A 19,291-nucleotide genomic window follows, 5' to 3' on the forward strand; every position below is an offset into this window, starting at 1 on the left:
CGGCCTAATATTTGGGCTGATAGGTGAGCCATAGGCCCACGCCGTGGGTTTCCAGTGCGGCCAGTTCCTTGCTCCTAAACTGGTTGCCTCGGATGCCGAAATCAGCTTCCAGCCGCACAAACACCTCCTGTTTATAGACCGCAACTTCCAACCCTATGGGGATGAAGAGCTGCCATTGGAAATAATTTTTGCCCTTTAAGTAAGGCAGTTGGGTTGTTTTACGCTCCCGCCGCAGCACCTGTCCATTTTGAACAACGAGCGTGGTGCTGTCCCACTGCGGCGTGTAGCCATGCACCACGGCCACGCTCCCCTGCCCGTGCAGGCCGGTGAGAAAGTGCAGCCGGTTGACCAGGCGGAAGCGGCGGTTAAGGCCCAGCGTGGCGCCCACGAACTGCTGCTGCTGCACCAGGGAATACACGTTGGTTTTGTAGGTGAAATCCGTCTGACTGCCGGGCGAGAGCAGGAATTCATCGTTGCCGATTGACAGGCCCGAAAGCTCGATTCTGTTGCTGAGCACCAGCCCCGCTTGCACGGTGTGGTTGCGCCAGAAGCGCGAGGCCGCCGCTGGCCTGTGAAATTCGGCCGTGAGGTAGAGCATGGGCACCCATTGATAGGCTCCTCCCCCACCACTGAGCCGGGTGTAGTCGATGCCGTCCAGAAATTGCTGGTAGGTGTACGGGTCCTGTAAAAACCGCCCCAAGCTGAGGGGAGTACCCAAGGCGGACTCCATTTCAAATAGCCGGTAGCCAATGTTGTAGTTTTTCAGCTTCAGCCCTTGGGCGTTTGCAGGCAGTGCCAGCACCGAGCAGGCGAAAAGAGCGAGTAGAAAGCGCATTCCAGTAGAAGAGACGACCAATTTGAAACAGCGCCGTGCGCATCGCTGCGTCCTGCCTCTGGCCGCACAAGGTAGGACCACCCGTGCCTTTAGTGAAGGTTTACTGAGCCTTTTTGCCTTCAAAACCGTTATGCAGTTTCATTAAGGCCGCTGCTGTTGCAGACGGCCGCATCTTTGCATTTCTGTTTCGACACCTTTATTACCTGATTTATGGCAACTTCTTCCAACGGCAAATCTGCTGCCCCAACTACTGGCAAAACGGCCGCCGGAGGCTCCCACGCCAAAAAAGTGGTCAAGCCCAGCCCGGCGCCGGCAGCCGCTGAGCTCCTTCCCCCTCCCGCCCACCGGCTGGTGCTGCGCACCCTGCGCCGCTCCGACTTCAAGGAGGTAAAGGAAATAATGGACAAGGTGTACTCCAACATGGAGGGCGCCTGGGCCGCCGATGAGTTTGCGGCCCTGCTGCGCAAGTTTCCCGAGGGCCAGATTGGCATCGAGGACAACGGCCGGCTGGTAGCCGCCGCGCTGGCCATCATCGTGGACTACGCCAAGTTTGGCGACAAGCACACGTATGCCAAAATCACCGGCAACGGCAAGTTTGACACCCACAACGACGACGGCGACACGCTCTACGGCGTCGACGTGTTTGTGGACCCCGAGTACCGCAGCCTGCGCCTGGGCCGCCGCCTCTACGACGCCCGCAAGGAGTTGTGCCAGAACCTGAACCTGCGCGCCATGGTGGCCGGTGGCCGCATTCCCGGCTACGCCGCTTATGCCAACGATATGACGCCAGCCAAGTACGTGGAGAAGGTACGCAACAAGGAGCTGCTCGACCCCATCCTCACCTTCCAGCTCAGCAACGAGTTTTACGTCCGCAAAATCATTCGCGGCTACCTGCCCTACGACTCCGAAAGCAAGGCCTACGCCACGCTGCTGGAGTGGATTAACGTGTACTACGAGGAGGAGGAAAAGCTCATCGGCAACCAGAAGTCTAATGTGCGCATCGGCATTGTGCAGTGGCAGATGCGGGCTACCACCAGCCTGGAAGACCTGCTGCAGCAGATTGAGTTTTTCGTGGACACGGTGAGCGGCTACAAGTCGGACTGCGTGATGTTCCCCGAGTTTTTCAACGCCCCGCTCATGGCACTGACGAATGAGGACTCGCCGGCCGTGGCCATTCGGGCCATGGCGGCGTTCACGGAGCCCATCAAGGCCAAGATGATGGAGCTGGCCGTGAGCTACAACATCAACATCGTGGCCGGCTCGATGCCGGTGTACGAGAACGAGAAGCTGCACAACGTGGCCTACCTCTGCCGCCGCGACGGCACCGTGGACGAGCAGTACAAGCTGCACGTGACGCCCGACGAGGCCAGCTACTGGGGCATGCGCGGCGGCGACAAGCTCAAGAGCTTCGACACCGACTTTGGCCGCATCGGCATTCTGGTGTGCTACGACGTGGAGTTCCCGGAGCTGGCCCGCATGCTGAGCGACGAGGGCGTGAAAATCCTGTTTGTGCCCTTCTGGACCGACACCAAGAATGCCTACCAGCGCGTGCGCATCTGCGCCCAGGCCCGCGCCATTGAGAACGAGTGCTACGTGGCCATCACCGGTTCGGTGGGCAACCTGCCGCGCGTGGAGAACATGGACATTCAGTACTCGCAGAGTGCCGTGTTCAGCCCCTCCGACTTTGCCTTCCCGCACGACGCCATCGTGGCCGAGGCCACGCCCAACACGGAAATGACCCTCATTGCCGACCTTGACCTGGACCTGCTCAAGGACTTGAACACCAGCGGCGCCGTGCGCAACCTGCGCGACCGCCGGAAGGACTTGTACTCGCTGGGCTGGACCATTAAGAAAACCGAGCGCGACGACGAGCTGCTGGAGCAGGGCGCCGAACGCCTGCCCCGCAGCAGCCGCCGCAAGGCCATTGCCGCTGGCTAAGGCTCACAACCTGCCAGCCTTTGCCTGTGCCGGCAAAAAAGAACGCCCCGGAGCTGTGCTGCGGGTCGTTCTTTTTTGCATAAACCAACTTCGATAGAAACCCTGATTGAGCGGCTATATTAGCGGCTTGCACTTCTACCCCAACCGGCCGGCTGGCTGCGTTGCCTACCGTTTTTCCGTGAAAACACCCTTCGTTATACTTACCGTTTTTTGCCTGTGGGCAACCAGTAGCCACGCACAGAAAAAGTCTGCCAAAGCGGGCGCTCCCGTGCAGTCTAAACTGGAGAAAGGCACCACCGGACCCGATGGCAACCGGGTGGGAAAATGGAATTTCTACAACCGCAAGGAAGAGTTGGAGCTGACCGTTGACTACGATTCGAGCCGCGTTTCCTTTATGCAAGAAGATACGACGCGTTACCTGGTGCAAGTGGGGGAAGAATGGCAGCCCAAACGCCTGGCGCGGGCGCCGCGCCCGATGGGCAGCGCCGACCATCGCCTGGCAACCCTGCAAGGCGCGTTGCGCTACCCCGTGAGCGCCCTTATGGGGCAGCAGCAAGGCACCATGCTGCTGTCCTACATTGTAGACCCCAACGGCCACACCCGCGATTACGTGGTTGAAAAGAGCGTGAGTACTGCTTGCAACAACGAGGTGTGGCGGGCCTTACAGACGCTGCCCGATAACTGGATACCCGCAATTTACCAAGGCCGCCCGGTGGCCGCGCGCTTCTATTTGACCGTTAAATTTCAGATAATGAGTTCGGCAGAATGGCGCAGATTCAAAGAGGAGTACGAGGGCCGCGGCCAGTCGCCCGCCAGCGCTGCCAAAGTTGCTGCTGCCCCGTCGCCTCACTATGTTCAGGAGGTAGTTATAACTGCTGTTGCTCAATAAAGAGGCAAAGGCCAACCCGATTCAGACAGGTTGGCGTGCTGCTTTTGGGCGCGGCTGCTAGCCGAACCCCGCTTCCGGCTGTTTACACGGGGAGCGGGCTTTTTTGCGTAAACTTCGGCCCCACTACTTCTTTCAGCAACTCCCCCAAACACTCTTATGCGCGTACTCATCACCGGAGCCAACCGGGGCCTGGGCCTCGAACTCGTTTGCCAGTACCTGGAGCGCGGCGACCATGTTTTTGCCGCCAGCCGCCACCCCGCCGATGCCGTTGAGCTGCAGCGGCTGCACCAGCAGTACGCCGACCGCCTCGTGCTGCTGGCGCTCGACGTTACCTCGGCGGCTTCCATTGCGGCCGCGGTGCAAGCGGTGAACAACGCCACCGATGCCCTCGACCTGCTCATCAATAACGCCGGCGTGTACCCCAACGCGGGCTCCGGCGATGCCCACCAGCGCCTGGGCCAGCTCACGCACGAAGATGCCATCGAGACCATGCAGGTGAACGCCATTGGGCCGCTGCTGGTGTCGCAGGCGCTGCTGCCGCTGCTGCGCGCCGGACGCAAGGGCCGCATCATCAGCATGTCGTCGGGCCAGGGCTCCCTCACCTGGAAGGCCACCGGCGACCCCTACCACTACAGCGCCAGCAAGGCCGCCCTGAACATGTACATGCGCAGCCTGGCCGCCGAAATCGGCCACATGGGTCTGATTTCGGTGATTGTGGACCCCGGCTGGATGCGCACCGACATGGGCGGCAACCACGCCACCCAGGAACCTGCCGACTCGGCCCGCGGCATCATTCGCCTGGCCGAGCAGCTGCACGCCGAAGAAAACGGCAGCTTCGTGACCTGGCAGGGTCAGCCCGTGCCCTGGTAAGCCCCGATAGGCACATTTTGGTGCTATCGCCCAATTGATAAAAGAAGCCCGCCCGGTTGAGTAATCACCGGCGGGCTTCTTCGTTTACGGGCCATTTTTTTGCCCGGTGCCAGCGGGGCCACGGGTAGCGCGCGCTCACTTCGGCACCTGCGAGCAGCGGCCCGCTGGCGCTACTGCTGCCCGTGACGCAAACGGTGCTGGGACACGCATGCCCTTCTTATGGCCGGCAATCCATCATCCACTGTATAGGTCCTGATTTTTATACGATAGGTATAATTAAAAAGGAAGTTATTTAATCATCTGATTTATAGTCTTTTGAATAACAATCAGTTAATTTGATATGCATTTATTTTAATTAAATGATGCTGATAGCCTTATTGCGCCATTACATTAGCGCAAATTGTATAAATCATTTTTCATTTACCAGTCAATAACATGAGAGGAAGAATTCTACTGTTTTTGTTGATGGTCTTCGCCGTTATGGCCCACGACCTACAGGCACAGGACAGGACGGTGTCAGGCACCGTGCTGGGCTCTGATGGCACGGCCATACCGGGCGCCACTGTTATTGTGAAGGGCACCAAGCTGGGCGCTTCCACCGACCCCGACGGCAAGTTCTCGCTCTCGGTGCCGACCACGGCCAGCGCGCTGGTGTTTTCCTACGTGGGCTACGACAGCAAGGAAGTGGCCATCGGCAACCAGTCGACCATCAACGTGAGCCTGAAGGTGAACACCACCGGCCTCGACGAAGTGGTGGTGGTGGGCTACGGCACGCAGGCCCGGCGCGACCTCACGGGCAGCGTGGCGTCCATCAGCGGCAAGGAAATAGCCACGGCGCCGGTGCAAAGCTTCGACCAGGCTTTGCAGGGCCGCGCTTCGGGCGTGAACATCACCACCCCCAACGGCGTGCTCAACAACCCGCCCGTGGTGCGGGTGCGCGGCGTGAACTCCATCACCCTGAGCTCGGAGCCGCTGTATGTGATTGACGGCATTCCGGCCTTTAGCGGCAACAGCTCGGCGGTGGGCAGTGTGCCCAACAACCCGCTGGGCAACGTGAACCCAAGCGACATTGAGAGCATTGACGTGCTGAAAGACGCCTCGGCCACGGCCATTTACGGCTCGCGGGCCGCGGGCGGCGTGATACTGGTAACCACCAAAAAGGGCAAGAAAGGCCAGAGCCGGGTTTCGCTCGATTCGTGGGCGGGCTGGTCGCGGCCGGTGCGTCTGTTCGACGTGCTTAACGCCGAGCAGTACATCGGCATCAAGAACGAAGCGGTGCGCAACCTCAACGCCAACCGCATTGCGCTGGGCCAGACCGGGACCAACGTGGAAGGATTTAAGCCTTACCTCGATGCCAGCGGCAACCCCGTGGACACCGATTGGTACGACTACATCTACCGCACGGGCTTTTCTACTTCCAACACGCTCAATTTCTCGGGCGGCACCGAAAAAACCAGCTACTACACCTCCGTGGGCTATACCAACCAAAATGGCATGCTGGAGGAAAACGAGTTTCGGCGCATTTCGGCGCGCCTCAACCTCGACCACAAGCTGTTCCGCAACGTGAGCATTGGCACGCGGGTGGGCTACTCCAACAGCCGCAACCAAGCGCCCAACTCCGGCTCCACGGCCGGTGGCGCGTTTGGCACGGCCGGCCTGGGGCGCCTGCCCCTGGTGCTGCCGCCCAACGTGCCCGCACGCAACCCCGACGGCACTTACAACACCAGCGGCGCCGGCATCGGGCCGGGGTCCAACCTGGAGCCTACCTCCTCCACCGGAGCCCGGCTGGGCATTAATTACTACAACCCGCTGGTGGATTTGGAAAACAACTACTTCACCTCCGAAGGCAACGAGATTCAAGGCAGCGTGTACGCCAGCTGGGAAATTGTGAAGGGCCTGACCGCCCGCACCAGCTACGGCATCAACAACATCCTGTTTGAAGACAAGTCCTTCAACACGCCCCTGGCCGGCGACGGTTTCTCCACGGTGGGCTCGGCGTCCAATTTCAACCGGGTGAACATGCGCTGGAACTGGCAAAACACGGTGCAGTACGACCGCACCCTGGGCGAGAAGCACAACGTGTCGCTGCTGGTAGGCAACGAGCAGCAGCACACCCAAACGGAGCGCTGGGGCGCCACCCGCACCGGCGTGGCCGATGCATTCCTGACCAACTACCAGGGCACCTACACCAACATTGCCGCAGCCGGCAACTTTCAGGGCGAAAACTACCTGCTCTCCTACTTTGGGCGTTTGAACTACGATTTTGGCAAGAAGTACCTGGCCTCGCTCAACTTCCGGCGCGACGGATATTCGGCCTGGGCCAACAAATGGGGCAACTTCTACGGCGCTTCGCTGGGCTACATCCTATCGGAGGAGGAGTTCTGGAAAAATGGGCCCTTGACCTCGGCGGTGAACTTCCTGAAATTTACGGGCAGCTACGGCGAAGTGGGCAACAGCCAGGGCGTGGACGACTTCGCTTCGCTGCTGACTTACGAAAACAACCTGTACGGCGACAACGCCACGCTGTACTTCAGCAACCCCGGCAGCCCGCTGCTTACCTGGGAAACCAGCAAGAAATCCGACCTCGGCCTCACGTTCGGCCTGTTCGGCGACCGGGTGACGGGCGACCTGACCTACTACCGCAACCTGGTAGACGGCCTGATTCTGCGCGTGCCCCAGGCCCCTTCCAAGGGCATTCCCGGCGCCGGCCCCGGCGACGTGGGCAACGTGAACAACAACTCCTACCTGGCCAACGTGGGCTCGATGCGCAACACCGGCATTGAGTTGAACCTGCGGGCCTCGCCCGTGCAAACCACCAACTTCACCTGGACCGTGAGCGGCAACTTCACCACCCTCAAAAACCGGGTGCTGAGCCTGGCTACTGAAGGCCAGCGCATTGGCACAGCCACGTCGCTGGAAACCGTGAACTACACGCAGGTGGGTCGCTCGGTGGGCGAGCTGCTGGCCGTGCCCTCGCTGGGCGTGAACCCGGCCAACGGCCGGCGCATCATTCAGAAAGCCGACGGCACGGTGGCGCAGTACAACCACCTGGGCGGCGGCTGGACGGACCGCGCCACGGGCCTGGCCACCGCCGCGCCCAACCAGCTGGTGGACGGCGTTTACTACGGCCCCACGCTGCCCACCTACTACGGCGGCTTCGACAACACCTTCCGCTACCGCAGCTTCGACCTGGGCGTGTTCATCCAGTATTCGGGCGGCAACTACATCTACAACGGTACCAAAGCCGGCCTGCACGACCAGCGCTTCTGGAACAACGCCGTGGACATTCTGGACCGCTGGACGGAGTCGAACACCAGCGGCTCCTGGCCGCGCGTGGTGTACGGCGACAACGTGTCCAACGGCTCGGCTCTGGTCATGTCGAACAACGTGGAAAAGGGCGACTTCGCCCGCCTGCGCAACGTGGCACTGGGCTACAGCGTGAAGCCCAGCTTCCTGACCACCTACAACATTGCCAGCCTGCGCATTTACGCCCAGGTGCAGAACGCCGCCCTCATCACGGGCTATTCCGGCATCGACCCGGAGATTTCCACCAACTCGGGCACCACGGCCAACACCGGCGCCGGCGTCGACCGCAACTCGGTGGGCCAGGCACGCACCTACACCGTGGGCTTCAACATTGGTTTCTAAACGCGACAGTCCCATGAAATCATCCATCACCAAGATACTGACCACCGGCCTCTGCGCCGCTACGCTGGCATTCGGAACTTTCTCGTGCCAGAACGATTTGCTGGACCCCGTTCCCACCACGCTCTACCCCCAGGATATCGTGTTCGATACCCCGGCCCGCGTGCTGCTGCAAGTCAACAACCTGTACGCCTTTGTGAAAGTGGGCACCTTTTTGGGAGGGCGCGTCCAGGTGTACGGCGACGTGCGCGCCAACGACTTCCTCAACATGCGCAACAACGGCGTGACCGCCCTGGGCGTATGGAACCATACCCTCACCGAGCAGTCGCAGAACGACGTAGTTAATACCTGGGCCGCCGGCTACCTGGCCATCAACCAGATTAACGTGTTTCTGGCGGGTCTGGAAACCAACGCGGCTAAGCTGGGCGCCACACCGTTCCCGGCCAACTACGTTACGACCACGGCCGTGAACTACCAGGCCGAGGCCCGGCTGCTGCGCGCCCTGAGCTACTACTCGCTGCTGCAGCTCTACGCCCGGCCGTTTATCGACGGCAACGGCAGCAAGCCCGGCCTGCCCCTGCGCCTGAAGGCGGAGGTGGATGGTACCGGCAACGACCTGGCCCGCAGCTCGGTGGCCGAAGTGTACGCGCAGATTCTGGCCGACCTGAACTTCGCGGAGCTCAACCTGCCCCTCACGCCAGCCACGGGCGTTTCGGCCGTGACACGGGCGCACCGCAACACGGCCATCGCCCTGAAAACGCGCGTGTACCTGAGCATGGGCCGCTACGACGACGTGATTCGGGAAGCCAACAAGCTGGTGCCCGCCACGGCGCCCTACGTGGCCCCCACCGGCGTGCGCCACGCCCTCAACCCCTCCATTGCGGCCGTATTTGCGGCGCCGCAGGAAACGTCCGAAAGCATCCTGAGCTTTCCCTTCACCGCTCAAAATGCCCCCGGCACCCAGAACCAGCTGGCATTCTACTACCGGCCGCGCCCACGGGCAATGGCGAGTACGCCATGAACTCAGGGGCCGGTGGCATTCTGACCAACCCCGGTTTCCGGGCCACCGACGTGCGGCGCACGGCCCTGACCACGGCCACGGGCAGCACCATTTACCTCAATAAGTATCCGAACGGTGCACCGTACATCGACAAAGCCCCGGTGATTCGCTATTCGGAAGTGCTGCTGAGCCTGGCCGAAGCGCGTTTCCGCACGGTGAGCCCCACCGACCCGCAGGCGGTGGCCTTGCTGAACGCCGTGCTGCAGCGCTCCAACCCCACAACCCCACTGGTGACGTACCCGGTTTCTGCCACCGTCACCGATGCCGTGAACGCGGTACTACTGGAACGCCGCATTGAGTTCCTGGGCGAAGGCATTCGCAACATCGACATCATGCGGCTGAACGCCACCATTCCCGGCAAAGGCACCGTGAGCGAGGTGAAGCCAAGCGACATCCTGTACGTGTGGCCCATTCCAGCCTCCGAGCTGGCTACCAACAAGCTGATGGTTCGCAACTAGGCATTGGCACTGCCAAAATGCGCAAACAAAAAGCGGCTTGCCAGTTTGGCAAGCCGCTTTTTGTTGTAATAGCACGGCGTGGTTCCGAGGAGCTCAGGCCGTACCGGGCGATGTGCAGGCAAATGGCACCCTTGCGGAATGCCTCACCAAACCGGATTTAGCCAATGGCAACCGGCCGCTGGGCCAGCAACCGCAGCAGCTCGGTTTCCAGGGCCGGCACCGAGGCGGCCAGCTGCTCGTAGGATTCGATGATAAAATACACGTCCTGCATGCGGTCTTTCACGTAGGGCGTGGCCAGAATATCGGCTACATCGAAAGCCCGACGAGCTGGCTCGTCGCTCAGGCAAAACCGCGTTTCGCCCGCCGAGGACAAAATCCCGGCACCGTAAATGCGCAGGTTTTCGTCTTCGCGGATGAGGCCAAACTCCACGGTGAACCAGTAGAGGCGCGAGAGCAGCTCCACGGCCAGGGCGTCGTGCAGGTGCTGCAGGGCCAGGGTACCCACGGCCTGCAGGAAGTCGGCAAAAAACCGGTCCGTGAGCAGCGGCACGTGCGCAAACACGTCGTGGAACATGTCGGGCTCTTCCAGGTAATCGAGCTGGGCCGGGGTGCGCAGCCAGGTGGTGGCGGGAAATTGCCGGGAAGCGAGCAGCTCGAAGAAGGTGCGGTCGTCCACGATGCCGGGCACGGCCACCAGGCTCCAGCCCGTGGCCTGGTCCAGCAAGGGGTTCACCTCGGCGAAATCAGGAATTTTACCGGCTTGAAAATCTACGCGCGGCAGGCCTTCGAGAAACCGGCCGGAAGCCACAGCGGGCAGCACCTGCATCTGGCGCTCAAACAAAGTGCGCCATACCCACTGGTCGTCGGCGGTGTAGCGGGCGTAATCCTGAACAGTGTCAACGGCCGTGGCGGAAGCAATGGGCGTGTGGTTCATAAAGAGATAATGGTGATTGGATTTTGTATAAACAAAAAATGCCGGCTTCCGGGTCAGGAAGCGGGCATTTGCAGGGTTGCAAAATGGAGTGCCGGGATTAACCACGCCACACCAGAGCCGCTTCGCACCGGGTTGGTGCGCAGAGGTAATGGCGGTAATAACGGCGGGCTAAGCGAGCGGACATGCAACAAAGATAAGCCGCGCCGTGGGAATTGGCCTTAACCGGCCTGCGGCCAGCGGCACCCTATCTTTCGGGCACCAAACACAAGCCATGCGAAAAGCCGCTGGCTCGGAAATTAACCCCGAAAATAGCAAGTCGGGCGCTCGCACCAGCAGCGGCATAGTATCTGCTTCCTGCTGACTACCCCAGTGATTTGACTGCAGACACCATCAACTAATAATTTAGAATTTAAACCAGGAGGACTGCTATGAGGAGATTGAAACGGAACGGTGCAAGACTATCAGGACTGCTGTTGCTGGTACTAACGTCGTTCGCGAGCCTGGCCCAGCCGTCCCACACGCTCATGCCGGTGCCGGCCGAGATGCGCTGGGGCACCGGCCGCCTCAGCCTGAAGGCGCCGCTCAAGCTGCAGCTTGAAAGCACCGCCGACCCGGCCGTGGCCCCCGCCGCCGCCCGTATGCTCGCCCGCCTGCAGGGCCCGGCCCCCGCCCGGCCAGCGGCCGGCCCGGTGCTGCAAATCCGCTACGGGCGCGTGGGGCAGGCTGAAAAGTTTGAAGAGGAGCGCTACAGCCTGCGCGTGACGCCCATGGGCGTGACCATCGACGCGCCCACCAGCCTGGGGGTGCTGCGGGCGTTTGCCACGCTGGAGCAGCTGGCAACCACCGAAAAGCAGCTGCGCTACCTGCCCGAAGTAGACATTCAGGACCAGCCGCGCTTTGCCTGGCGCGGGCTGCTGATGGACCCGGCGCGGCACTTTTTGCCGGTGGCCGTGATAAAGCGCAACCTCGACGCCATGGCGGCCGTGAAGCTGAACGTGCTGCACTGGCACCTGTCTGACGACCAGGGCTTTCGGGTGGAGAGCAAGGTGCTGCCGCGCCTGCACGAGGTGGGTGGCGCCGATGGCTACTACACTCAGGAAGAAGTAAAAGAAATTATTGCCTACGCGGCGGCGCGGGGCATTCGGGTGCTGCCCGAGTTTGACGTGCCGAGCCACACCACCAGCTGGATTGCAGCTTATCCCCGGCTGGCTTCCAACGACTCGACCTACGGCGTGTACCGCAGCTTTCGCACGTCCAACATTGCCATCGACCCCACCAAGGAAACCACCTATACGTTTCTTGATTCTCTGTTTACGGAGATGACGGCGCTGTTTCCGGACCCGTACTTCCACGTGGGCGGCGATGAGAACGACGGGCGGCAGTGGCGGCGCAGCCCGCGCATTGCGGCCTTCATGCGGGCCAAAGGCATGGTGAAAGCCGACCGCAAAACCGTGGACAAGCACCAGCTGCAAACCTACTTCAACCGCCGGGTGCTGGCCATGCTGCAGCAGCGCAACAAAGTAATGGTGGGCTGGGACGAAATCCTGGGGCCCGACCTGCCCAAGGAAATCATCATCCAGAGCTGGCGCGGCAAAAAGTGGCTGGTGGATGCCGTGAAACAGGGCCACCCGGCCCTGCTCTCAGAAGGCTACTACCTGGACCTGAACTACCCTGCCGCCGCGCACTACCTGCCCGACCCACTGCCCGTCGGCACCACCCTCACGCCCGCGCAGCAAAAGCTGGTACTGGGCGGCGAAGCGGCCATGTGGAGCGAGTTTGCCGATTCGGTGATTGTGGACTCGCGCATCTGGCCCCGCGCCGCCGCCGTGGCCGAGCGCCTGTGGTCGCCGCAGGCCGCCACGCAGGATGTGCCCGACATGTACCGCCGCCTCAACGCCGTGGCCGGGCAGCTGGAAGCCGTGGGCCTGCAGCACCGCCTGGCCCCCGAGCGGCTGCTCAGCCAGATGGCCGGCCCCGCCAACCTGCCTGCCCTGCGCACCCTGGCCGAAGTATTGGAACCGGTGAAAGAGTACAAGCGCCACTTCCAGGGCATGACCTACACTCCCCAAACGCCCCTGAACCGCCTGGTGGACGCTGCCCCGGCCGAGTCGGAAGTGGCCCGGCGCTTCGGCGTGCTCGTGGACAGCGTGCTGGCCAGTGCCGCCACGCCGCCGCGCCCGGTGTACTCGGTGCGCCAGCTGGCCGCCCTGCGGGCGCAGCTACTGCTGTGGCAAACCAACGACGCGCGCCTGCAAACGCTGCTGTTGCTGAACACAGCCTTGCGGGAGTACGCGCCGCTCTCCACCAAGCTGGCGGCTGTGGCCAAGGTGCTGCTGGAACGCCTGAACCAGCTGCAAACCGACCAGACGCCCTCGGCCGCGTGGCTGGCCGGGGCCCGGGCCACGCTCGATGCGGCACAAGCCCCGGCTGGGCAGGCCGAGCTGGCCATTGTGAAGCCCGCCCGGCGGCTGGTGGGCCTCTAGGCTTTTTTAATTTTCAACGGCCCTCGTTTTGCTGCCATATCCCAAGCTGCGCATTTTTTTATTACGGTTGAGCCTGCTGCTGGCGCTGGCGCCCTTTGTGGCACTGATGGCCTACACGCAGCCTTTTTTCGATGACTTCCGCAACGCCTATTGGACGCGGGAGCACGGCCTGTGGGGCGTGCAGCAGTGGCTGTTCCAGACCTGGACCGGGCGCTTCACTTCCACCTTTTTTATGACCGTGCTCAACCCCGTGACCTATGGCTGGCTGGGGGGCGTGAAGGTGGTGGCGGCGGGGTTATTTGTGGGGCTGTGGGCCAGCCTTGCCCATTTGCTGCGGGTGCTATTTGGCACGCTGCTGCGGGTGGCGTTCTCGTGGAGCATGGCGTTTTGGTGCAGCGCGGTGCTGCTGGCCTTGTTTTGCAATGCTGCCCCGGCGCCCTTCTCCTTTCTGTACTGGTTTTGCGGAGCGGTGGCCTATCAGATTCCGTTCATTGGCCTGCTCAATTTCACGGCCCTGGCGGTACTGGCCGGCTGGGGGCCTGCTGAAAAACAGTGGCGCTATGCCGGCTGGGCCTGCGTGCCGCTGCTGCTGGCCCTGGTGGGCAACGAACTGACCTTGTTGCAGGCCCTGCCGGTACTGGCTTTGCTGGGCTATGCCATGCCAGCGGCCGCGCGCCCCAAGTGGTGGCTGTGGGCCGTGGTGGGCGGGGCCGCCGCTGCGCTAGCCCTGGCAGCACCCGGCAACTGGGCCCGTGCGCAGGCCATGGCCCCGCCCACCGACCCGCTCCACGCCTACCGCTGGCTGGTGCTGGGGCCGCGCAGCCTGTACTCGGCCCTGCTCTTTATGGCGCGGCCCATGGTGGCATTCAGCGTAGCGGCGGCGGTGCTGTCGGGGCTGTGGCTGGGCTACCGGCACCGGGGCACGGGCGCGGGCCTGGTGCGACTGTCGCGGCGCGGGTGGCTGCTGGTGCTCGCGGCGTTTGGGGCGCTGAACGGGCTCGGGTTCGTGCTGTTTCGCTACGTGGTGGTGGGGCCACCGCTCACCCGCGCCCAGAACGAAATGCTGCTGGTGTTGCTGCTTTCCGTGGCCGCGTTGGCGTGGCTGGTGGCCCAGCAGCTGCCCCGGCACCCCGGCCGGGCCACGCGCTGTCTCCGCTCCGGAACCCTGGCGGTGGCGCTCATGGCGGGGCTGTTTGGTACCGGGCACGTGCCCGAAGCCTGGCGCGAGCTGCTCACCAGCGCCAAGCCTTTTGATGCCCAGATGAAGGCGCGGTTTGCGGCGTTGCGGGCCGCCCACGCCGCCAGCACTTTTATTGACTTCGACATTGACCTGACGCCCGGCTGTGATGGCACCATTAACGGCGTGATGGAGCGGTATTTCGAGGTGCCGCGGGTGTGCTGCAGTCCTGAGGCTCCATCCCTTCCGGCACCCAAATAAGCACTCCCAGCAGCAGATGTTTCCGGGCGGGTAAGTTATCTTGGCCCTATGCAAGCAGAAATCACCCAGGCCCTGGCGGGACTCAACTTTACGGCCATCGACTTTGAAACCGCCAACGAACGCCGGGCCAGCGCCTGCGCCGTGGGCGTGGTACGGGTGCGCAACGGGCAAATAACTGATACCTACCAAAGCCTGCTGCGGCCCCGCGAGCTGCGCGTGGATTGGCGCAATTTTGAAGTGCATGGCATTGCCGAAAAAGACCTGCACAATGCTCCTACCCTGGCCGACGTGTGGCACGACGTGCTGCCCTACCTGCACCATCAGCCCGTGGTGGCCCACAATTCGGCTTTCGACGTGAGCGTGCTGGAGCACACGCTGCGCGACTTCGGCCTGGCCATTCCGGCCTTCCACTGCCTGTGCTCGGTGAAGCTGAGCAAGCTGCTGTGGCCACAGCTGGAGCGCCACAAGCTCAATTACGTGGCCGCTCACTTCGGCATTCCCCTCAACCACCACGACGCCCTTTCCGACGCCCGGGCCTGCGCCGAAATCACAGTGCACGCCCTGCGCTCGGGGTTGCCGCTGCCGCTGTGCTACAAGCAGCGCGAACTCACGGCCGGGCTGGCTGCCCGCGCCGCCCGCATGGCATTTGCACATGCTCGGGCCAACTAACGCTTCATTGCAACATCCGTTCACCAACGGAGCCCGGTTACCTGCGCAGCATTTTCAACAACACAAAGCGCTATCTGCTAAAGTGAAATTAGAACGTCATGCTGAGCGTAGTCAAGCATCTCTACTGCGTGAGTAATTCATTTACTAATGCGGTAGAGATGCTTCGACTACGCTCAGCATGACGTTCTTGGTGATTACGGTTACTGCTTCGCAACCACTTAAAACAACACGGCTACCTGCATGCGGCCGGTGTGCACAGTGTTCAGCCCGCTGGCTTTGCGGCCGTCGTATGCCACGGTGATGTTGAGGCCATTGCTCAGGCGCTGCTCCACGTTCAGGTTCCAGGTGAAGTTGCTGCCGGGGCGCAGGGCATTCAGGATTTCAATAGCTACTACCGAATTGGGGTCGGTGCCCTTAAACTGCACGTTAGTGAAGCGCGTGCCGGCGGTGAGGGTGCGCTTGTTTACCTGGCTGAGGCGGGTTTCCAGGCCCAGCTCGTCAAACACGCCGGGGTTTAGCTCGGCGTTTTCTATGGCCAGGGTGTTGCGCTTGCGGGTGTGCAGGTAGGTGCCCGTGAGGCGCAGCGCAGGCGTGGGCTGGTAGCTGATTTCGGGCTGCACGGTGTAAATGAGCAGGCGGTAGTTGCGGGTGAGCAGGTAGTCGCTGGTGGCTTCGCGAATGTCGCGCGAGCCCGTGAGGCGCGCCGTGAACGTGCTGGCCAGCGTGCGCCGCACCAGCAGGCTCTGGGTGCTCAGGTTGCGCAGGTCGGAGCCCTGGGCCAGCAGGCTTTTCTGCTGCGTTTGCTGCACCGTGAACTCCGAGCCGAAAATGGGATTGGAACGATTGAAATACAGGGTATTACGCACCAGCTGCGTGAAAGCCAGTAACTGCGGGTCCTCCTTGTCGTAGCTGAAGGGGCTGAGGCGCGAGAGCAGCGACGGGTCGGTGGTGCGCCGGTCTACGGTGATGCTGGTGAGGGTGGCAAAGCGAGAGGCCGCCGCGCGCCAGCCGCCGGCTTCGCGCCAGCCGCGCGGGGCCGCCGTGGTCAGCCGGTAGCTCAGGCGGTTGGTGAAGGCGATGAGGTAGTCGGCCGTGGGCAGGTACACTTTGATGTAGGTGCGGAACTGCGCGTCGGGGGTTTGGGCTTCGAAAAACTCGTCCTTGTCCTGCTGCCCGTTGCCGTTGGCGTCGCCGTTGTAAAAGTGCGTGCCCCGGCCGGCGGGCACGGCCAGAAAGGAGTAGTCGCGCTTCAGCTCGCGGCCCGTGGCCACGCTGTAGCTCAACTCGGAGCGAATTTGGTTTTGCAGCAGGTTGGCGTTGTAAAACACCTGCCCCAGCACCGTGCGGTTGCGGGCCAGGCCCAGCGAATCGAGGTTGCGGTAGGTAGCCAGCAGACGCAAGTCCTGGGTTTTGCCCAGGCGCGAGGCCAGCGTGCCCTGCCAGGTCTGAGCGGTACCGCGCCGGATGAGGTCGCTCTGGGTGGCGTTGGGGGTTTGGTCGCGGCGGTAGCTGTAGTCGAAGCGGTACTGCGTGCGGGCCGAGTCGCGGCTTTGCACGAAGACATTGTGCTCGTCGAAGTAGTTGGCCGAGCGAATGGTGTCGGTGCTGGTGGCGCTCACCAAGTTCTTGTCGAAGCGGTAGGCGTAGCCTGGCACTATTTTGCCGCCCACGTAGCGGCCCGTGGCCTCGCCCCGCGCCCAATCGGACTGAAAACGCCCGGCATCGGCGTTGAGCACAAACAGCGAACCCCGCATTTCCAGGTTGCCCACCTGCTGGGCCGCGTCCAGCCAGTGCTGCAGCCCGCTCACCTCGCCTGACCGGAAGCGCCGGCTGAGCCGGTAGTTCACGCTGTTGTTCTGGTCTTTCACCACGCCCAGGCTGAAGTTGAAGATATTGTCGGCGCGGGGCACCTGGCCGGTGGCGTTGCCCTGCACGGTGCTCACGGCGCTCCAGTTGCGGTCAAACTCAATGTCGCGGTAGCGGTCGATGGGCGCGAAGCGCTTGCCGGTGTACTCGTAGTCGAGGGCCGAGCGCAGGCGGTAGTTGCGCAGCACCCCGCCGGCCAGCCCCGCCGGCAGGGCCCGGTCCTGCACCACGTACCCCATGCGCATGGCCCCGTCCGCATCGTTTTGGGTCGAGAAGCGGTTGCGGTCCAGCCGCGAGCGGGCGGCGTCAAAAAACACCGTGGTGCTGCTGTCTATCTGGTAGCTGATGCCGCCGGACACCATCTGCTTCAGCAGCGGCGTGGGGATGCGGCGCAGCGGCGCGTAGCGGCCCAAACCCGGCCCCAGGTACTTGTACACGCGGCCGTTGCTGGTTTCCTGGCCGGGGTCGTTCGACAGAATATAGTCGGCATTGCCTTGCCCCACGTCCGTGAAGGGCACCTCATACACGGTGCCCAAGGTGTCTGCCCCCACGGCGCGGCTGAAGATGCCGGTGGCGGCATCGAGGCGGTAGAGCACCCGCGTGCGGGTGTATTCCACTACGGTGCCACCCGGCACCACGGTAAATGCCACGTTGCCCGACTCCCGCAGCTGCCGCTGCAGCGTGGTGTCGCTCAGGTTGAGGTTGGGCGCGTTGTTGGGGTTGTCGGCTTCCTGGTACACGTTGGCCCGCACACTCAGCCGGCCCAGCTGCTGGTAGTGGCTGGCCGTGAGCAGCGAGCGGGCGTAGTTGAGGTCAGAATACTCAAAGTCGATGCGAATCCGGGAGTTTCGGGTGATGAGGTGGCGGGGCGTGAACGTGACTTCGGCCAGGTTGTAATCGATGATGTAGTCGGCGTCGAAGCCCCGGGTTTGCAGGCGGCCGTCGAGGTACACCCGCTCCGAGTTGGCCAGCACGATGATGAACTGCTCGCCGTTGGGCCCACTGAGGCGGTACGGCCCCTGCACGTTGTCGATGGGCGGCACCTCAATGCTGGCAAACTTGCCCTTGGCCACGCCGCCCGCCGCCGTGGTGGAAGACTGCCACGCCAGCCCCTTGCGCACGCCCGCGCTGCGCACCGTGGCCCCAGCCACCCGCGCGGTATCGCCCGGCAGCAAGGGCCCCACCAGGCCACTGCTTTGGCGGTTGATGTCCGTGAGCTGGGGCTGGCTGATGGCCGGCGGGTTGAGCGTGGCCGGCGAAGGCCCCGGCAAGCCGCCGGCCCCGCCGTAGGGCACCTGCCCGGCCTGCCCCTGAAACACCGCGTTCGACACCCCGGGCGTAGCGCCCAGCCCCGATACCCCGTAAATAGGCGGCCCAAAATTGGCCTCGGCCGCCGCCCCTTGAATGTTTTTGTAGTAGCGCAGGAAGTAGTCGGGCTTGTTGCGCAGCACCACGTCGCCGGCCGTCATGTTCCAGTTGGGGTTGGTGAGGGTGATGAATATTCTATCAAATTGCTGAAGCTGCTGGGTATTGCCCTCGGGCTGAAAGGGCACATTCTGGTCGCTGATGGCGGCCGTCAGGTTGATGTTTTCCGCCAGCTTCCCTTCCAGCTGCAGGTTGAGGGCCGAATTCACAAACACGTTCTGGGTATTGCCAAAACTGATGCCGCGCGCCAGGTTACCGGTTTTGTTGATGCCCGGCGTGGTGAGAATCTGCTCTTTCACCGAAAAGTCCTCCCGGCTCATCAGCGACCGCCGGAAACTCAGCGTGTCCATCTGGGTCAGGGGCCGCCGGAAACGCGCCGCTGATAGACGCAGCGGCAGCACCCGGTAGCACACCAGCACCGAGTCGGGCAGCGGCGCCCCGGCGGTATCGCGCGGCGCGGCCCGCACCCAGCGGTAGCGGTCGGTACGGCCGTCGTAGGCTACGGCGCGGCCATCGACCACTACCGAAGAAGGCACCACGGTCAGGGTATCGGCAAGGGCGAAGGTGGTGGTGTCGCGGCCTAGCGCAAGCGCCACGTAGCGGCAGCGGAGCGTGCTGGGCGGCGGCGCCTCGCCTTTGGTCGCAGGCTGCACCTGAGCCGCAGCCTGCCCGGTCAGAAAAAACAGCGCCGCAACGAGCAGGCCCGCAAGGGGAAAGCACAGGCGTAAGCGACGAATCATGCAGTAAAGGTCGGGTTTGGCGGGTAACGACGAAGGCGGGG

Annotated in this window: 12 protein-coding genes; 9 read left to right on the forward strand and 3 right to left on the reverse strand. The window is 62.7% G+C overall.

Going from position 1 to position 19,291, the window contains the following annotated elements; genetic code table 11:
• Nucleotides 1-4: 4 nt before the first annotated feature.
• Nucleotides 5-835, reverse strand: coding sequence for a hypothetical protein (locus tag BEN48_RS15085; RefSeq protein ID WP_070735746.1), 831 nt, complete (start codon nucleotides 833-835; stop codon nucleotides 5-7).
• A 399-nt stretch (nucleotides 836-1,234) separates the two neighbouring features.
• Here BEN48_RS15085 and BEN48_RS15090 point away from each other — a divergent pair, with 399 nt between their 5' ends.
• The 6 genes from BEN48_RS15090 to BEN48_RS19845 all read left to right on the forward strand — a co-directional run bounded on the left by BEN48_RS15090 (nucleotide 1,235) and on the right by BEN48_RS19845 (nucleotide 9,695).
• Nucleotides 1,235-2,773 (forward strand): carbon-nitrogen hydrolase family protein, encoded by a 1,539-nt coding sequence (locus BEN48_RS15090; RefSeq protein ID WP_394330936.1) that lies wholly within the window; start codon nucleotides 1,235-1,237, stop codon nucleotides 2,771-2,773.
• Nucleotides 2,774-3,041: 268 nt separating this feature from the next.
• On the forward strand, nucleotides 3,042-3,662 hold the full coding sequence (locus tag BEN48_RS15095; RefSeq protein ID WP_125932678.1) for an energy transducer TonB: 621 nt from the start codon (nucleotides 3,042-3,044) through the stop codon (nucleotides 3,660-3,662).
• A 156-nt stretch (nucleotides 3,663-3,818) separates the two neighbouring features.
• Nucleotides 3,819-4,532, forward strand: coding sequence for an SDR family oxidoreductase (locus BEN48_RS15100; protein ID WP_070735751.1), 714 nt, complete (start codon nucleotides 3,819-3,821; stop codon nucleotides 4,530-4,532).
• Nucleotides 4,533-4,997: 465 nt separating this feature from the next.
• Nucleotides 4,998-8,180, forward strand: a complete 3,183-nt coding sequence (locus BEN48_RS15105) for a SusC/RagA family TonB-linked outer membrane protein (protein WP_206599872.1) — start codon at nucleotides 4,998-5,000, stop codon at nucleotides 8,178-8,180.
• 13 nt (nucleotides 8,181-8,193) lie between these two features.
• Nucleotides 8,194-9,198, forward strand: a complete 1,005-nt coding sequence (locus BEN48_RS15110) for a RagB/SusD family nutrient uptake outer membrane protein (RefSeq protein ID WP_241502289.1) — start codon at nucleotides 8,194-8,196, stop codon at nucleotides 9,196-9,198.
• Nucleotides 9,195-9,695 carry a RagB/SusD family nutrient uptake outer membrane protein gene (locus tag BEN48_RS19845; protein ID WP_241502290.1) on the forward strand — a complete coding sequence of 167 codons (501 nt, stop codon included), beginning with the start codon at nucleotides 9,195-9,197 and terminating at the stop codon, nucleotides 9,693-9,695. Before BEN48_RS15110 ends, BEN48_RS19845 begins: the two co-directional genes overlap by 4 nt.
• Before the next feature lie 157 nt (nucleotides 9,696-9,852).
• Here BEN48_RS19845 and phhA read toward each other — a convergent pair whose 3' ends face one another.
• Complete coding sequence (gene phhA, locus BEN48_RS15115; RefSeq protein WP_070735754.1) at nucleotides 9,853-10,629, reverse strand: phenylalanine 4-monooxygenase; 777 nt, start codon at nucleotides 10,627-10,629, stop codon at nucleotides 9,853-9,855.
• A gap of 473 nt (nucleotides 10,630-11,102) precedes the next feature.
• On the opposite strand from phhA, the gene BEN48_RS15120 reads away from it, so the two are divergent.
• The 3 genes from BEN48_RS15120 (at nucleotide 11,103) to BEN48_RS15130 (ending at nucleotide 15,219) form a co-directional block, all read left to right on the forward strand.
• Nucleotides 11,103-13,112, forward strand: coding sequence for a beta-N-acetylhexosaminidase (locus tag BEN48_RS15120; RefSeq protein WP_158010211.1), 2,010 nt, complete (start codon nucleotides 11,103-11,105; stop codon nucleotides 13,110-13,112).
• 67 nt (nucleotides 13,113-13,179) lie between these two features.
• Nucleotides 13,180-14,550 (forward strand): hypothetical protein, encoded by a 1,371-nt coding sequence (locus BEN48_RS15125; protein ID WP_158010212.1) that lies wholly within the window; start codon nucleotides 13,180-13,182, stop codon nucleotides 14,548-14,550.
• 48 nt (nucleotides 14,551-14,598) lie between these two features.
• Nucleotides 14,599-15,219, forward strand: coding sequence for a 3'-5' exonuclease (locus BEN48_RS15130; RefSeq protein WP_083321104.1), 621 nt, complete (start codon nucleotides 14,599-14,601; stop codon nucleotides 15,217-15,219).
• A gap of 218 nt (nucleotides 15,220-15,437) precedes the next feature.
• Here BEN48_RS15130 and BEN48_RS15135 read toward each other — a convergent pair whose 3' ends face one another.
• Complete coding sequence (locus tag BEN48_RS15135) at nucleotides 15,438-19,250, reverse strand: hypothetical protein (RefSeq protein WP_070735759.1); 3,813 nt, start codon at nucleotides 19,248-19,250, stop codon at nucleotides 15,438-15,440.
• Between the last annotated feature and the right edge of the window lie 41 nt (nucleotides 19,251-19,291).

The sequence above is a fragment of the Hymenobacter glacialis genome (genome assembly GCF_001816165.1).
Taxonomy (GTDB): domain Bacteria; phylum Bacteroidota; class Bacteroidia; order Cytophagales; family Hymenobacteraceae; genus Hymenobacter; species Hymenobacter glacialis.

Bases quoted from the DNA above. Each gene is read 5' to 3' on its own strand.
- BEN48_RS15085 (WP_070735746.1), bottom strand. From the start codon at position 835: ATGCGCTTTCTACTCGCTCTTTTCGCCTGCTCGGTGCTGGCACTGCCT.
- BEN48_RS15090 (WP_394330936.1), top strand. From the start codon at position 1,235: ATGGACAAGGTGTACTCCAACATGGAGGGCGCCTGGGCCGCCGATGAG.
- BEN48_RS15100 (WP_070735751.1), top strand. From the start codon at position 3,819: ATGCGCGTACTCATCACCGGAGCCAACCGGGGCCTGGGCCTCGAACTC.
- BEN48_RS15105 (WP_206599872.1), top strand. From the start codon at position 4,998: ATGGTCTTCGCCGTTATGGCCCACGACCTACAGGCACAGGACAGGACG.
- BEN48_RS15110 (WP_241502289.1), top strand. From the start codon at position 8,194: ATGAAATCATCCATCACCAAGATACTGACCACCGGCCTCTGCGCCGCT.
- BEN48_RS19845 (WP_241502290.1), top strand. From the start codon at position 9,195: ATGAACTCAGGGGCCGGTGGCATTCTGACCAACCCCGGTTTCCGGGCC.
- phhA (WP_070735754.1), bottom strand. From the start codon at position 10,629: ATGAACCACACGCCCATTGCTTCCGCCACGGCCGTTGACACTGTTCAG.
- BEN48_RS15130 (WP_083321104.1), top strand. From the start codon at position 14,599: ATGCAAGCAGAAATCACCCAGGCCCTGGCGGGACTCAACTTTACGGCC.
- BEN48_RS15135 (WP_070735759.1), bottom strand. From the start codon at position 19,250: ATGATTCGTCGCTTACGCCTGTGCTTTCCCCTTGCGGGCCTGCTCGTT.